Annotated in this window: 13 protein-coding genes and 1 tRNA gene; 9 read left to right on the top strand and 5 right to left on the bottom strand. The window is 52.5% G+C overall.

What is annotated here, in order from left to right:
- Positions 1 to 51 precede the first annotated feature (51 nt).
- Positions 52 to 615 (bottom strand): TetR/AcrR family transcriptional regulator, encoded by a 564-nt coding sequence (locus IZU99_05555; GenBank protein ID UOO36759.1) that lies wholly within the window; start codon positions 613 to 615, stop codon positions 52 to 54.
- Positions 616 to 874: 259 nt separating this feature from the next.
- On the opposite strand from IZU99_05555, the gene IZU99_05550 reads away from it, so the two are divergent.
- Both IZU99_05550 and IZU99_05545 read left to right on the top strand, forming a co-directional pair.
- Positions 875 to 2,950: an MMPL family transporter gene (locus IZU99_05550; GenBank protein ID UOO36758.1), complete on the top strand. Its 2,076-nt coding sequence runs from the start codon at positions 875 to 877 to the stop codon at positions 2,948 to 2,950.
- A 23-nt stretch (positions 2,951 to 2,973) separates the two neighbouring features.
- A complete protein-coding gene (locus IZU99_05545) occupies positions 2,974 to 4,503 on the top strand; it encodes a hypothetical protein (protein ID UOO36757.1) in 1,530 nt (509 codons plus the stop codon).
- 82 nt (positions 4,504 to 4,585) lie between these two features.
- Here IZU99_05545 and ligD read toward each other — a convergent pair whose 3' ends face one another.
- From ligD to IZU99_05525, 4 genes are all read right to left on the bottom strand, one after another.
- Positions 4,586 to 7,027 (bottom strand): DNA ligase D, encoded by a 2,442-nt coding sequence (gene ligD / locus IZU99_05540; GenBank protein ID UOO36756.1) that lies wholly within the window; start codon positions 7,025 to 7,027, stop codon positions 4,586 to 4,588.
- 5 nt (positions 7,028 to 7,032) lie between these two features.
- The gene (locus tag IZU99_05535; protein UOO38759.1) at positions 7,033 to 7,806 is read right to left on the bottom strand and encodes a Ku protein; all 774 of its coding nucleotides are present in this window, start codon (positions 7,804 to 7,806) and stop codon (positions 7,033 to 7,035) included.
- Positions 7,807 to 7,903: 97 nt separating this feature from the next.
- Positions 7,904 to 8,248, bottom strand: a complete 345-nt coding sequence (locus IZU99_05530; GenBank protein UOO38758.1) for a four-helix bundle copper-binding protein — start codon at positions 8,246 to 8,248, stop codon at positions 7,904 to 7,906.
- A 152-nt stretch (positions 8,249 to 8,400) separates the two neighbouring features.
- Positions 8,401 to 8,489: transfer RNA gene (locus IZU99_05525), tRNA-Ser, on the bottom strand.
- A gap of 67 nt (positions 8,490 to 8,556) precedes the next feature.
- Between IZU99_05525 and IZU99_05520 the strand changes: the two genes are divergently transcribed.
- The 7 genes from IZU99_05520 to groL all read left to right on the top strand — a co-directional run bounded on the left by IZU99_05520 (position 8,557) and on the right by groL (position 14,582).
- Positions 8,557 to 8,904 (top strand): hypothetical protein, encoded by a 348-nt coding sequence (locus tag IZU99_05520; protein UOO36755.1) that lies wholly within the window; start codon positions 8,557 to 8,559, stop codon positions 8,902 to 8,904.
- 14 nt (positions 8,905 to 8,918) lie between these two features.
- The gene (locus IZU99_05515) at positions 8,919 to 9,431 is read left to right on the top strand and encodes a dihydrofolate reductase (protein ID UOO36754.1); all 513 of its coding nucleotides are present in this window, start codon (positions 8,919 to 8,921) and stop codon (positions 9,429 to 9,431) included.
- Positions 9,432 to 9,440: 9 nt separating this feature from the next.
- Complete coding sequence (locus tag IZU99_05510; protein UOO36753.1) at positions 9,441 to 10,181, top strand: hypothetical protein; 741 nt, start codon at positions 9,441 to 9,443, stop codon at positions 10,179 to 10,181.
- A 131-nt stretch (positions 10,182 to 10,312) separates the two neighbouring features.
- A complete protein-coding gene (locus IZU99_05505) occupies positions 10,313 to 11,422 on the top strand; it encodes a class I SAM-dependent RNA methyltransferase (GenBank protein UOO36752.1) in 1,110 nt (369 codons plus the stop codon).
- Between the two features lie 69 nt (positions 11,423 to 11,491).
- Positions 11,492 to 12,439, top strand: a complete 948-nt coding sequence (locus IZU99_05500) for a diacylglycerol kinase family lipid kinase (GenBank protein UOO36751.1) — start codon at positions 11,492 to 11,494, stop codon at positions 12,437 to 12,439.
- A gap of 207 nt (positions 12,440 to 12,646) precedes the next feature.
- A complete protein-coding gene (locus IZU99_05495; protein UOO36750.1) occupies positions 12,647 to 12,931 on the top strand; it encodes a co-chaperone GroES in 285 nt (94 codons plus the stop codon).
- A gap of 25 nt (positions 12,932 to 12,956) precedes the next feature.
- Positions 12,957 to 14,582, top strand: coding sequence for a chaperonin GroEL (groL, locus tag IZU99_05490; protein ID UOO36749.1), 1,626 nt, complete (start codon positions 12,957 to 12,959; stop codon positions 14,580 to 14,582).
- Positions 14,583 to 14,607 lie beyond the last annotated feature (25 nt).

The following is a 14,607-nucleotide window of genomic DNA, read 5'->3' as shown; positions in this document are numbered from 1 at the left end:
AATGGAACGATTTTTATCCTATCAAAGCTCTCAGCGCTGGCTTAATAGCGATTACATTGTGGACAGGGGCGCCGCCAGTCTGAGCAGAAGCTCCGATAGACTTCTTGTGGACGTTTTTATATCGCTATCAATCCATTTCTGAATGACGCCCACGCAACCGGTGATCTTGAAGGAATAAATATACTCGGCGTCTTCGCGCGTGATAATGCCGCGGGATATCTGCTCGTCAATATCCTTGTCATAGACCAGCATCATGATTCTTTTCTGAAAGTCCAAATCGCCGCGCTCGCTGATGAGGATTTTACACAGCAAGGCGTTTTTTTTGATATATTCAAGAATCTGTTCAACCATGTCAATAGTACCCGCATCTCCCGCGTCAAATGTACAGCCATGCAGATGGGCTGCAATATTCTCAAACAGACCTTCCTCAATTTTGCGCAGCAGATCATATTGGTCGCTGTAATGGGCGTAAAACGTCGCCCGGTTAATATTTGCCCCTTCGCAGATTTCCTTGATAGTGATCTTCGAGATATCCTTTTCAGCAAGCAGCTTTATAAAGCTCTCTTGGAGGACCATTTTTGTATATTGAACCCGTCTGTCTTCCCTGCCGGCCATGTTTCTTCCTCCCCAGCGGCGGAGAATTTGACCCGCCGTCCCGTATGCGTTTTGCTTGACAATAATCGCTCTTTCACTTTTGACCGTATTGTTTAGGAATGTAAATAAACTGTTAACAAATAAACATAATTCGAAATTCTGTCTGAGAACTGACATATCCTTCTGATCTGTTCGTTGACTTGTTGACACCGAGGATTATATTATACACGTGTCATATAGTCAACATCATGTCGTATAATGCATTTTTTCGGGAGTTTTAATGAAAAATATCGCAAACGCTGTCATTCAGCATAAAAAAAGCGTTCTGATTGTATTTATCGTGCTCACGGTTCTCTGCGCCGTATTCAGCTTGCTCGTCTCTGTCAACTACAATATGGCAGATTATCTGCCTGAGGACGCCCAGTCCACCAAGGCCATCGAGATCATGAAAAGCGAATTCGGCGGTGCGCTTCCAAATGCCCGCGTCATGGTGCGCGGCGTGACGGTACAAGAGGCGCGCGCATACAAAGAAAAGCTCGCATCGGTTGACGGTGTGACGTCTGTCACCTGGCTGGATGACGTCATCGGCAGCAAAACGCTCTCCAGCGTTCCTTTGTCATTTCTCGATCAGGCTCTTGTTGAAAAGTATTATAAGGACGCGACCGCTCTTTTCACCGTCTTCATCGACAGCGGCCGGGAGAAGCGTGCCGTCTCCGCCATTCGAGAAATCATAGGGGATAACGGCGTCGTTTCCGGTGATGCCGTCAACACTGCCGTCACACAAAAATTGTCCTCTTCCGAGGTCGTCAAAGCCATGGTGATCCTCCTCCCCGTTATCTTGCTGATCCTGCTGCTGACTACCGATTCATGGGCAGAGCCGCTCCTGTTTCTATCTGCGATCGGCGTGGCGGTGGTCATCAACATGGGCACAAATGTCTTTTTTGGCGAGGTTTCCTTTATTACAAAAGCCGTCAGCCCAATTTTACAGCTGGCCGTCTCTCTTGATTACGCCATATTCCTGCTCCACAGCTTCGACACATACCGCCGTGAGCATCCGCCGGAGGCGGCAATGGCGCTGGCCATGAAAAAGGCCGCAAAGTCTGTTGCCGCCAGCGCTGGCACAACGCTCGTGGGATTTTTGGCCCTGCTCTTCATGCGCTTCGGCATCGGGGCCGACCTTGGGTTCAATCTGGTCAAGGGCGTTCTTTTAAGTTTCATCGCCGTTATGATCTTTTTACCGGCGCTGACGCTCATCAGCTACAAGCTTTTGGATAAAACGCGGCATAAAAGTTTCATTCCGTCCTTCAGCCCTGTCGGCAAGCTTGTAACAAAGATCAGCCCGGTGTTTTTGATTTTAGCCGTGACGCTTGCCGCACCGGCATTTTTGGCCCAATCCAACATTGAATTCCAGTATGGTATGGGCTCAGTCTCCGCCTCCACTAGCGCCGCTGCGGATGACGCGGCCATCGAGTCGGTTTTCGGAAGTGACAACACACTTGTGCTGCTTGTCCCAAAAAGCGAAGCAGGGAAAGAGGCGCTTTTAGACGCAGCGCTCAGCGACGTACCGCACGTTACAGGCGTCATCTCTTACGCGGCCGCCATCGGTTCCGAAATACCGCCGTCGTACCCGTCTGCGGAAATTACCAGCCAATTTTACTCGGATCATTACGCCAGAGTTATTATTAATACGGATACAAAAAGCGAAGGGAGCGAAGCCTTCGCCACTGTCAAGGCCATACTGGATACGACAGGCAGCTTTTACCCCAATGGGTCGTTCTGGCTGGCCGGCCAGAGTGCCACGCTGTACGATATGCGCGCCGTCGTCTCCACCGACACCATGAGCGTCAATATCGCCGCAATCGTCGGGATCTTCCTGATTCTTCTGATGACCTTCCGCTCCCCGATCACGCCGCTGCTGCTGGTGTTTACAATTGAATCGGCCATCTGGCTAAATCTGTCGTTTGCCTATTTTTCGGACCTTTCCTTCAATTTTATCGGATATCTTGTTATCAGCACGGTCCAGCTTGGGGCAACGGTAGATTACGCCATTCTCATGACCGACCGTTATACGACAAATCGCTTAACCATGCCGAAGAAGGATGCCATACGGAAAACGATCAGTGATAATCTGGAAGTCATCCTTATTTCCGCCGTGATTCTTTCCGGCACCGGTTTTATCCTCGCCGCCACGTCGTCAAATTCAATCATATCGCAGCTCGGCCTGCTCCTCGGCAGAGGAACCGTTCTGTCATTTCTCATGGTTGCGCTTGTCCTTCCGGCGCTGCTGACGCTGTTTGACGGTGCTGTTCAGAAAACAGCTTTTCGTTTCAAGAAGCCTCGCGTCAACGAGAATTGACGCAGATTGTAAGGAGTCGTCTCATGAAAAAATTCGTTTCCGCCACTCTGTCTGTCATTCTGCTGCTCAGCCTGACAATTCCAGCTTCCGCCTCGGAGCGCGCGCCAACCGAGAAGGAAGAGGTGGTCTATGCCATACTCGGCCTAGACGGACAGCCCGAGCGCATTGACGTGGTCAATATTTTTAACACCGGTGACATTACCGACTACGGAGATTATTTGGGCGTTGAAAATCTCACCAATGCCGACCCAATCACGCAAAACGGCGATCAAATGTCCGTCAGCACTTCAGCCCAACGGTTTTATTATCAGGGAACGCCGAAAGCGGCCGTACTTCCGTGGAATTTTGCTATCACGTATACGCTGGACGGCAGCGAAATCGCCCCTTCCGCGCTTGCCGGAGCCTCCGGTACCCTTTCCATACACATTCGTGTCTCGCAAAACCCGAAAGCCGACAGTTCGTTTTTTTTAAACGATGCTCTGCAGATCGCCCTTAGCCTGAACACTGAACTCTGCCAGAACATCGTTTCCGAGGGCGCCACCGTAGCCGACGCCGGGGCCGACAAACAGCTCAGTTATATCGTTCTGCCGGGCAAGGGCGCCGACATTACCGTCACCGCCGACGTTCACGACCTTGAAATGGCCGCCATGAGCTTCAATGGCATCAGGCTCGTCCTCAATATGGATGTGAGCGGTACGGCGCTCACGGGACAGCTCGGCAAACTGGCCGACGCCATCGCGGGTCTGGACGACGGCGCTGCGGGCTTGCAGGACGGGGTCCGCCAGCTCAGTGACGGAATGACGCAGTATCTCGACAGCTTAAACGCATTCAATAGCGGGTTTAAAGACCTCTCTGATGGGGCGTCCCAGCTCGCGTCCGGTATATCCGGTCTGGAGACCGGCCTTAAAGACCTTGCTTCACAAAACGACGCGTTTGTCGCCGGGGCCCTCGCGTCACGGCAAGCGGCTTTTGATTCGGCAAACACAGCGCTTGCCGGTGCGGGGCTTCCACAGCTGACACCGGAAAATTACAGCGAAGTTTTATCCGCAAACGCTGCTTTTGCCGAAGTTAAGTCGCAGTTGGACGGTGTCGTCTCGTTTGCCGATGGCATCATCGCATACACGGACGGCGTCTCCCGTCTGGCGTCTGGTGCTTCAGATTTAAGTAGCGGCGCGCAGGGCCTCGATGGCTCGCTTTCTCAGATGGCTGCCGCCGCGCAGGGGCTCTACGACGGCGGCGTCAAGCTGAGCGCCGCGATTTCGAGTCTTAAAGAAGGCATCTCTGAATATAAGAGCGGCACGGCGCAGCTGCGCGACGGCACAAAAGATATGAAAAGTGATGTTGCCGGTCAGATTGATGATTTGCTTTTGGGGATATCCGGCAGCGACGCGGTAAAATCCTTCGTATCGCCGAAAAACACAAACGTCACTTCCGTTCAGTTTGTGTTTAAAACCGGCACGATCAATATCCCAGAAAAGGACACGGCCGTTTCCATTCAAGAAAACAACCCGACCTTCTGGGAAAAGCTGCTCGCCCTGTTCGGTATGAAATAAAACGCCGCTGCCAATAGGCTGCAGGAACAGTTTGCGGCCATTATGCAACGCTCAATGCGAGCTTGCAGATTCGGGGATCCGATCATTTGAGATGCTGATTCACCGTAAAGAAATCTTTCCATGGGTCTTCCCTCCCGATTCTCAGGAGCGCTTCTTGCATATCAACACCGTCGGGTGCGACCGCGTCAAGCGCATCCCATGAAATGGGCATAGACACTTTCGCGCCTTTCCGCGCTCTGACGGAATAGGGGGCAATGCTCGTGGCGCCTCTCCCGTTTCGAATCCAGTCGATAAATATCCTATCCGTCCGTTTTGCTTTTCTGACATTGCTTGTGTAGCGATCCGGCCATTTCTGCTCCATAACCTCGGCCACGCGCCTTGCAAAATCGTGAAAAGCATCCCATGGGGCAGCAGGCTTAAAAGGAATAACCACATGATATCCCTTGCCACCGCTTGTCTTGAGGTACGATATAAGCGACAACTCGTCCAGAATACTTTTCAGGTCTTTTACCCCCTGCCGTACCCTGTCAAGGTCCATCCCTTCGTCGGGATCCAGATCAAAAACCATCACATCCGGCTTTTCAAGCGCGTCTATACGGCTTCCCCAGGTGTGAAACTCCAGCGTTCCCATCTGCACTTCCGAAATCAGGCCGGTTAGGTTCTCAAGATAAAAATAATCTTCCGTGCCGCCTTCGCTATTGGAAACCGGAATCGTGACGATGCCGCTCTCACCCTGCCCGGGGTGCTTTTTATAAAAGCAGGTTTGGGAGATGCCCTTTGGGCAGCGAACGATGCTTAAAACCCTGTGCGAAACGTAAGGAAGCATGCGCTCGGATACCTTTTTGTAATATCGGATCACATCGATTTTGGTAATCGGGGGATCGTCAAACAGCACCTTGTCGGGATGTGTAATTTTGACGCCCGCGACGATCAGATCGTTTTTTACGGTTTCCACCGGCCTGCCCTCCCTATCTTCATCAGATAAATCGTCAAATGTCTCGTCATCCGCTCTTTCTATAATTACAGTCTTTGGACTTTTGTCTAGGCGCAGGCCTTTGAAGCTGGCCTGCCTTAAGAGATGATCCTTCGTCCATTCGGCAAACCTGATTTCAGCGACCAATTCCGGCTCAAGCCATGTTATTGCTTCATTTGGCCTTGCCTTCGGGGCGAGCCTAAAAGGAGAGGCCGCCCTTCCGATCTGCGCAAATTTTTGTTCGAGCTCTTTCGCGTCCGATTCGCTCATGCCTGTTCCAGCACGCCCGACAAAGAAGAGGTTGTCTCCTTCATAAACGCCAAGCAAAAGCGCGCTGACGCCGCTTGTTTTTTTGTCCGTCAACGTATAACCGCCGATGACGAATTCCTGCCTTCTTTCGCACTTGAGCTTGATCCAATCACCGTTTCTGGTGCTGCTGTAAACGGAGTCCGCTCTTTTCCCGACGATTCCTTCCATCCCCATTTTGCAGGCAGCCGCAAAACTCTCCTTCCCGCTTCCCCGGACATGGCGGCTGTAGCGGAGACTTGGCGGCGCATCCCGCAGCAGCGCCTCAAGCGTATCCTTCCTTTTAACAAGTGGCTCCTCTCGCAGGTCTCTGCCGTCGAGCGCCAGCAAGTCAAAGATCATATAGGTCAGATTTTGGCGTCTTGGGTTCTTGAGGTAATTTTGAAGCGCCTGAAAATCCGTCTTGCCCGACGCGTCCGCCACCGTCATTTCGCCGTCCAGAATCATCGCTCTGCCGTCTGCCCAATCGGCGAGGGCTGTGGCAACGCTTTGGAACCGCCCCGTATAATCGTTCCCGTTTCTGCTGATGAGGCGCACGCTGCCGCCTTCAAGATACGCCAGTATCCTGTAACCGTCGTATTTGAGTTCAAAAAGCCAATCCGTCCCGTCTGGAATCGTCTTGGTTAGTTTTGCAAGCTGTACATCTGCTGTGCTGAAAGGGTTTTTTGTATTTTTCTCATCGGCCCCCGCTTCAATTTCCGTCATCGTGCGCCCTGTTCTGACGCTTGTCGTCAAGTCAGAGATGCCGTCTGTCGTTTTGGCGTATTCGTCCTTTTCCTTAAGCAAAAGCCAGTTATCCTGCGTCTCGGCCGCCTTCCCCTTCAGCCGAATAATCGCCCATTTGCCCTTGAGCCGACGACCTTTAAGCTCAAATTTTAGGCTGCCGTTTTCAAGGCCTTCCGCCACATCCCCGAAAGGCGTCCAGAAGCCCTCGTCCCAGAGCATGACGACACCGCCGCCGTATTCCCCTTTAGGAATCGTCCCCTCGAAGTTTCTGTATTCCAGCGGATGGTTTTCAACCTGTATGGCCAGCCGTTTATCCCGGGTATTATAGGAAGGCCCTTTGGGCACCGCCCAGCTCAACAAAACGCCATCCCATTCGAGGCGAAAGTCATAGTGGTCACGGCGGGCCATGTGGTGCTGCACGACAAAGCGCAAGCCTTCTTCCGAACCGTCTGAAATGCCTTCCGGTTCCAAGGTCTTTTCGAAATTTCTTTTTCGGTTGTACGCGTCAAGCTCCATCATGAATGTTACGCCGTTTCCTTATCTTTCTTGGCCTTTTCAACGCTTGCCTTCAGGGCTTCCATCAGGTCAATGACCTTACCGGCACCCTGCGCTTCTGGTGCGACGACCTCTTTACCGGAAATTTTCGTCTCAACGAGTTCTTTTAACTTGACCTGATACTCGTCCTTGTATTTTGACGGGTCAAAGGGCGTGTCCATCGAATTAATGAGGGTTTTCGCCATAACAAGCTCCTGCTCGGATACATCCGGTTTGGCATATTGCTTTTGAAGCGCCTTCATGTCGTCGGCGTAAAACATCGTGGAGATCAAAATACCGTCGTCGCGCGGAATGATGGCCATCAGCGTATCCTTTGTCCCCATAACGGTTTTGCCGATGGCGATTTTCTGCTCGGCCATCAGCGCGGCCCGCAGCAATTCGAAGGCCTTTTCGCCGCCTGTTTCGGGCGCCGCCTGATATGTTTTATCGTAATAAACGGGCGATATTTGATTGAGCTGCGCGAAATGCAGGATCTGAATAGACTTTTCCTTTTCCGTCTTGATTTTTTCGATCTCTTCGTCTGTCACGACGACATATTGATCCTTGTCGTATTCAAATCCTTTCACGATATCCTCAGCCGCCAGTTCTTTGCCGCAGTGGACGCAGGTTTTCTTATATCGGATGCGACTGTTGTCATCCTTATGAAGCTGATTGAAATGGATGTCGTTATCCTGCGTTGCCGTGTACAAGGCAATCGGGATCGCAACCATGCCGAATGTGATGACTGATTTGCGTGCTACCATCATAACACCTCCTCCTGTAGTGTTTCCATTAATCTTTTTCTTAATATAAAAAACCACGCCGGAGCAGTCTCCAGCGTGGTTTTTGCAAATTTGATCGTTACTGTGCCATGGCTTTGCATTCAGCAGCGCAGGCGGTGCATTCACTTGCGCATTTGACGCAGTGGTCGTCCTTAAACATGCCACATTCTGCGGCGCATTTTTCGCACACGGTCGCGCAGAGCCTGCATAAATCTTTCGCATGTTGCGCGTCAAAAGACATGAAGCAGGCTGCCTGCTTGCAGAGCGCCGCGCATTCAATCAAAATTCCGATACAGCTTTTTCGCGCCTGCACGTCAGCTTCGTTCAGGCAGAGCTTCGTGCACTCGTCGCACGCCTGCGCGCAGCGGTTGCAGGCGTCAATGCATTTTTGATATTTGTCGGTGAGGGTTGAGACGATTCCTATGGTAAACATCCTTTCGTTCCGTATTTTTCATTGAGTTTAGTCCGTTTTTCGCCTTTGTCAGTATTTCTCTATAAGTCGCCATATATCCATTGCAGCAGAATCGGTTGTAATTAACAACGAAAAACAGCCGCCCGATGGCGGCTGTCCTATTTTGGCGGAGAGGGTGGGATTCGAACCCACGTGCGCTTGCGCGCAAACTGATTTCGAGTCAGCCCCGTTATGACCACTTCGATACCTCTCCGTATTGCATTACTTAAAATACACGATTATAATATGTTTGTCAACCTTCAGTAAAAGGCGGTGTGAACGTGGCAGGAGGGCTTACCGAAATCAACATTAAGGCCGATCTGCCGACGTCAAACGACGCGATCCGCCGCCTTACTTATCACCTGCGCACGGCTAAAACCCTCGGTTTTTCAGCCTTAAAGGTCATTCACGGGTACGGTTCGACCGGTAAGGGCGGAAAAATCCGCATAGAGGCGCGCCGCTATCTTGGCGAGCAGAAACAGAAGGGGCTCATCCGTGATTTCATCACCGGCGAAGATTTTTCAATTTTTGACGAGACTACGCGCCGCGCCTTTGAGCATTGCCCCGACCTGCGGCGTGACAGCGATTTAGAGCGCCACAACAACGGTATTACCGTTGTTATTTTATAAAAACAGGAGGCATTATGGATCTCATTGTTGCCGTAGATCAAAACTGGGGCATCGGGTATGGGGGGACGCAGACGATTGTCATACCGGAGGACAGGCATTACTTCCGCGAGTTGACGATCGGTGAGACGATGATTGTCGGTCACAGGACGCTTCTCGATTTCCCCGGCAAAAAGCCGCTGCCCGGCAGACGAAATATTGTCATTTCGCGCAACAAAGACCTTAAAATAGACGGCGCCGACGTGGTCACCTCCCTTGACGAGCTTTTTAAAGCTCTGGGAGATACGGATCTTGAGACGGTGCATGTTGTGGGCGGCGGCACAGTTTTTAAAATGCTGCTCGATTACTGCCAGTATGCTTATGTGACGAAAATTAAAGCTGCCCCCGAGTCGGACGCCTTCTTCCCAAACCTTGACGAGATGACGAACTGGTCGCTTGATAAAAACGGCGAGACGAAAACATACAACGGCATCGAATATGTCTACCTGCGGTATCGGAACAGTACCCCGCTACATTATACAGATAAATGAGGAATCGCCATGTTTGAACATTTCGTAACCGGTGTAACGCTGCCGGAAGCCTACCATAATGCCCTTTTAGCGCTTTACCGCGAGCACATGACGCTCCCCTGCCCCGATTACAACACAGAGCAAAAGGAAGCCTCCATGACGTTTGTCGTCAAAGAGCCGCTGACAGAGCCGATGATCACGAAGTTTTTTATCGGCGACCCACGCTCCCTCGAGCAGTACCGGCAGGAGATGCTGGACGGGATTCTTGATTTTGAGGTTGGCCGCGGAAATTGGGAATACACGTATCATCAGCGCATGGAACGGCAAATCCCCTGGGTCATCGGCGAGCTGCGCCGCAATCCGGATTCCCGCCGCGCTGTTATCAGCATTCGCAGCGAGGCGGATATGCACACCGGCTCACCGGCTTGTTTGCAGAATATCCACTTTCTCATCCGTGACGGCAAGCTCCACTGCAAGGTGCTGTTCCGCTCAAACGATGCCACAAAAGCAGCCTTTATGAACGCCTTCGCGCTCATTATGCTGCAGCAGCGCATTGCCGAGGCCGTCGGCGTTACCGTCGGCACGTACACACACCGCGCCAACAGCTTTCACGTCTACGCGCGTGACTGGGCGATGTTTGACGGGTATATCCGGCGCATTGAAGGCTCTGGTGACAACGCCTACTGCTACGTCGGCGACTGGGACGAACTGATGGAAGAAGCCAAGCCGGAAATCGAGGCCATGGTCAACCAACTCAAAGAACGCCTGTAACGTATCGTGCCGCCTGAAATGTCATTTCAGGCGGCTTTTTCACGCCTTGTGTCGAACACTGCTGTTTGCAATTATTTTCCGCCTGTGATATGATGCTTTCCAGTGAATTGACGAAAGAAAAAGGTTTCTGTATGGATTTAAAAATGTGCGTACCGACGCTGTTCGGCTTGGAGGGGCTCGTTGCCGACGAGCTTAAGCGCCTTGATATGACCGATGTCCGCGCCGAAAACGGGCGCGTTCTTTTTACCGGCGATAAAATCGACATCGCCCGCGCCAACATCAATCTTCGCACCGGTGAACGCGTTTTGCTCGTTGCCGGTCAGACACGCGCCGAGACGTTCGATGCGCTTTTTGAGGGCGTTCGGGCCATGCCGTGGGAAAATTATATCCCCATTGACGGGGCCTTTCCCGTTAAAGGGCACGCGCTCAATTCTGCCCTCCACTCTATTCCCGACTGCCAAAGTATTGTTAAAAAGGCTATCGTTGAGCGCCTGAAGGCCAAATATAAACTTGATTGGCTCAAAGAGACTGGCGCTGTGTATCAGGTTCAGTTTGCCATCATGAATGATATCGCCGCGCTGTATATCGACACGTCGGGCGCTGGGCTGCACAAACGCGGCTACCGCCCCGTCGGCAACGCCGCCCCGCTGCGTGAGACGCTGGCTGCTGCTATGGTAAAGCTTGCGCGGTACCGCGGCAAGGAGGAGCTCTGCGACCCGTTTTGCGGCTCCGGCACGCTGCCGATTGAAGCGGCGCTGGCGGCGCTTAACCGCGCGCCCGGCATAAACCGGCACTTTGCTGCCGAGCGCTGGATTTGGCTCGACAAAGGCCTTTGGGCGCGCGCCGCGTCTGAAGCGCGCGACAAGGAATATAACGGCACCTATGCCATCTGGGGCGGCGACATTGACCCGGAGAGCATTGAGATTGCCAATGCCAACGCCAAGCGCGCCGGTGTTGAAAAGCTTATTCGTTTTGACGTTTCTGAGGCCGCCGACTTTGCACGGCAGACGTCCGGCGGGATTATCGTGACAAATCCGCCGTATGGTGAGCGCGTCATGGCGCACCGAGAAGCCGAGCGGATTTACCGCCTGTTTGGCGCAGCCGTCAAAAACCTCGACCATTGGAAAATGTATATTCTCTCTTCGCATACGGAATTCGAACGCGCCTTTGGCCAGACGGCCGTCAAAAAGCGCAAGCTCTATAATGGCATGATCAAATGCGAGTTGTTTATGTATTATTAGACGACGATAGCTATTTTTGATTAGATTTATCAGCTTCCGGCGGACTCAAGAAAAAGTGGCGGTGAAATCGTGAAGCATCTTTTTATCATCAATCCTGCCGCCGGCGGCGTCAAGCGACGCCTGAAGGCGATCGCACAAAGTATTGACAATCTGATGCAGAAACGCGCGCTCGACTACGAAATCTACATCACCAAAGCGCCGATGGACGCGCGCGATAAGGTCTGGGAAGAAGCCAAGGCCATGACGCCGCTGCGGGTTTACGCCTGCGGCGGTGACGGGACGCTGAACGAATGCGTTGGCGGCGCGGCAGGGCTTCGCCATGTTGCCGTGACGCATTATCCGTGCGGCACCGGCAACGACTTTGTGAAGCTCTTCGGCAAGGCGGACAGCACCCTGTTTAAAAATCTGGAAGCGCTTGTCGACGGTTTTACGATGCCGCTTGATCTGATTGACTGCAATGGCCGTTACGGCCTCAACATCTGTTCTGTCGGCATTGACGCGCGCATCGGTGCCGACGCCCACAAATACAGCGGCCTGCCGCTGATTGGCGGCGCAACGGGCTACCTCGTTTCCATGCTCCTGAACGTTCTGCGCGGGATTAACCAACCATTGTCGGTAACAACACCGTCCGAGCGGTTTGAGGGCGGCTTTGCGCTTATCTGCGCCTGCAACGGCCGATTTTACGGGGGCGGCTTTAACCCCGTGCCGGACGCTATGCCGGACGACGGACTGCTTGATTTTCTCCTTGTCAAAGCCGTTTCAAGGCTCCAGTTTGCTCGCCTTGTCGGCAAATACGCTACTGGCCGCTTTCGCGAGCTGCCCGAGCTGATAACGCACATTCGCGGCAAGACGATGACCATTAGAAGCCCCGAGACAATTGTTGTCAATGTCGACGGCGAGATTTTGCGCGCCAAATCCGTCACGTTTCAGATCATTCCCGGCGCCATCTCCTTCTTGTTCCCTTGTGGCATGCAATTTTTTAATCTTGACAGTTCATCTGACGCCATATGCGTGTGATATCAGGAGATTTAAGAAGATATCTCCAACATAATTTAAAATATTCAGACTATTTGAGTGATTTTACTGCTGTTATCAAGAATATAGACATTGCACATTGCTAAATGTTGGACTATTATTATACCTGCGTTAGCACTCATAATATCAGAGTGCTAACGCAGCAGTAATGATATAAGCAATTAATTTTTTATACTGGAGGTAATCACAATGACATTGAAACCATTGGCCGACAGGGTCATCATCAAGCAGGTCGCCGCCGAGGAGACAACCAAAAGCGGTATTATTCTCACGAGCGCCGCGCAGGAAAAGCCGCAGGTTTACGAAGTGCTTGAGGTCGGCCCCGGCGGACTGGTCGACGGCAACGAGGTCAAGATGGTTGTCAAGAAGGGTGACCGGGTCATCACAGGCAAATACTCCGGTACAGAAGTGAAAGTTGACGGCGTTGAGATGACGATCGTCAAGCAGAGCGACATTCTTGCTGTCGTCGAATAATCAATAATTAGGAGGTTTGTAGAATATGGCAAAGCAGATTATTTACGGTGAAGAAGCCCGCAAGGCCCTGGAAAAGGGCGTCAACCAGCTGGCGGATACCGTCAAGCTGACGATCGGCCCCAAGGGCAGAAACGTCGTTCTTGATAAAAAATTCGGCCCTCCCCTCATCACCAATGACGGTGTGACAATCGCCAAGGAAATTGAGCTGAAGGACCCGTTTGAAAACATGGGCGCGCAGCTTGTGAAGGAAGTCGCCTCCAAGACAAACGATGTCGCCGGTGACGGCACGACCTCGGCAACTGTTTTGGCGCAGGCTATCATTCACGAGGGCATTAAAAATGTGGCCGCGGGCGCAAACCCCATGATCATGAAAAAAGGTATTGAAAAAGCTGTCGTGGCCGCTGTCGCAGCGATGAAGTCAAACTCCCAGCCCGTCTCCGGTTCTGAGGACATTGCGCGCGTCGGCGCTGTCTCCTCCGGTGACGAGACGATCGGCAAGCTGATTTCCGAGGCTATGGAAAAGGTCTCCAGAAACGGCGTTATCACGGTTGAAGAATCCAAGACAGCCGAGACGTACTCCGAGGTTGTCGAAGGTATGCAGTTTGACCGCGGTTATGTCACCCCTTACATGGTCACAGATTCCGAGAAGATGGAAGCCGTTGTCGATGATCCGTTTATCCTGATAACCGACAAAAAGGTTTCCAACATTCAGGAAATTCTCCCCGTTCTCGAGCAGGTTGTTCAGGCTGGTAAAAAGCTTGTCATCATCGCCGACGACATCGAGGGCGAAGCACTTGCCACGATCATTCTCAACAAGCTTCGCGGCACTTTCGTCTGCATCTGCTGCAAAGCGCCCGGTTTCGGCGACAGACGAAAAGAAATGCTGCGTGACATCGCCGCGCTGACGGGCGGCCAGGTCATTTCCACAGAGCTCGGCATGGAGCTGAAGGAAGCCACGATCAATATGCTTGGCCGTGCGCGTCAGGTCAAGATGTCCAAAGAAAATACAATCCTTGTGGACGGTGCTGGCGACCAGAACGAAATTCAGGCCCGCATTAAGCAAATCAAAACGGAGATCGATATCACAACCTCCGACTACGACAGAGAGAAGCTTCAAGAGCGCCTTGCCAAAATTTCCGGTGGCGTCGCCGTCATCAAGGTCGGCGCGGCGACAGAGACAGAGATGAAGGAAAAGAAGCTCCGCATCGAGGATGCTTTAAACGCCACGCGCGCGGCTGTTGAGGAAGGTATTGTGGCCGGCGGCGGTACGATTTATGTTGTGGCCGCCAAGGCTGCCGATGCCCTTTTGAAGGACGCCAGCGGTGATGAAAAAACGGGCATCGCCCTCATCGCCAGAGCGCTGGAAGCCCCCATTAAGCAGATTGCCGCCAACGCCGGACTTGAGGGTGCCGTCATCCTTGACAAGGTCAAATCAAGCGCCGACGCCGCTTTCGGCTTTGACGCCTATAAAGAGGAATACACAGACCTTATTAAGTCCGGCATCGTTGACCCGACGAAGGTCTGCCGTTCAGCACTTGAGAACGCGGCATCCGTCGCCGCGATGGTCTTGACGACGGAGTCCCTTGTCGCGGATATCCCGGAACCTCCCGCCCCCGCCCCGGCAGCACCGGACATGGGTGGCATGTATTAATTGACATAGAAGAAAACGGACGCAG

The sequence above is a fragment of the Oscillospiraceae bacterium CM genome, from assembly GCA_022870705.1.
In the GTDB taxonomy this organism is placed as follows: domain Bacteria; phylum Bacillota; class Clostridia; order Oscillospirales; family Oscillospiraceae; genus Sporobacter.
This window is presented reverse-complemented; position numbering and strand designations above follow the sequence as displayed.

Bases quoted from the DNA above. Each gene is read 5' to 3' on its own strand.
- IZU99_05545 (UOO36757.1), top strand. From the start codon at position 2,974: ATGAAAAAATTCGTTTCCGCCACTCTGTCTGTCATTCTGCTGCTCAGC.
- IZU99_05515 (UOO36754.1), top strand. From the start codon at position 8,919: ATGGATCTCATTGTTGCCGTAGATCAAAACTGGGGCATCGGGTATGGG.
- IZU99_05555 (UOO36759.1), bottom strand. From the start codon at position 615: ATGGCCGGCAGGGAAGACAGACGGGTTCAATATACAAAAATGGTCCTC.
- IZU99_05510 (UOO36753.1), top strand. From the start codon at position 9,441: ATGTTTGAACATTTCGTAACCGGTGTAACGCTGCCGGAAGCCTACCAT.
- IZU99_05495 (UOO36750.1), top strand. From the start codon at position 12,647: ATGACATTGAAACCATTGGCCGACAGGGTCATCATCAAGCAGGTCGCC.
- groL (UOO36749.1), top strand. From the start codon at position 12,957: ATGGCAAAGCAGATTATTTACGGTGAAGAAGCCCGCAAGGCCCTGGAA.
- IZU99_05550 (UOO36758.1), top strand. From the start codon at position 875: ATGAAAAATATCGCAAACGCTGTCATTCAGCATAAAAAAAGCGTTCTG.
- IZU99_05505 (UOO36752.1), top strand. From the start codon at position 10,313: ATGGATTTAAAAATGTGCGTACCGACGCTGTTCGGCTTGGAGGGGCTC.
- IZU99_05535 (UOO38759.1), bottom strand. From the start codon at position 7,806: ATGGTAGCACGCAAATCAGTCATCACATTCGGCATGGTTGCGATCCCG.
- ligD (UOO36756.1), bottom strand. From the start codon at position 7,027: ATGATGGAGCTTGACGCGTACAACCGAAAAAGAAATTTCGAAAAGACC.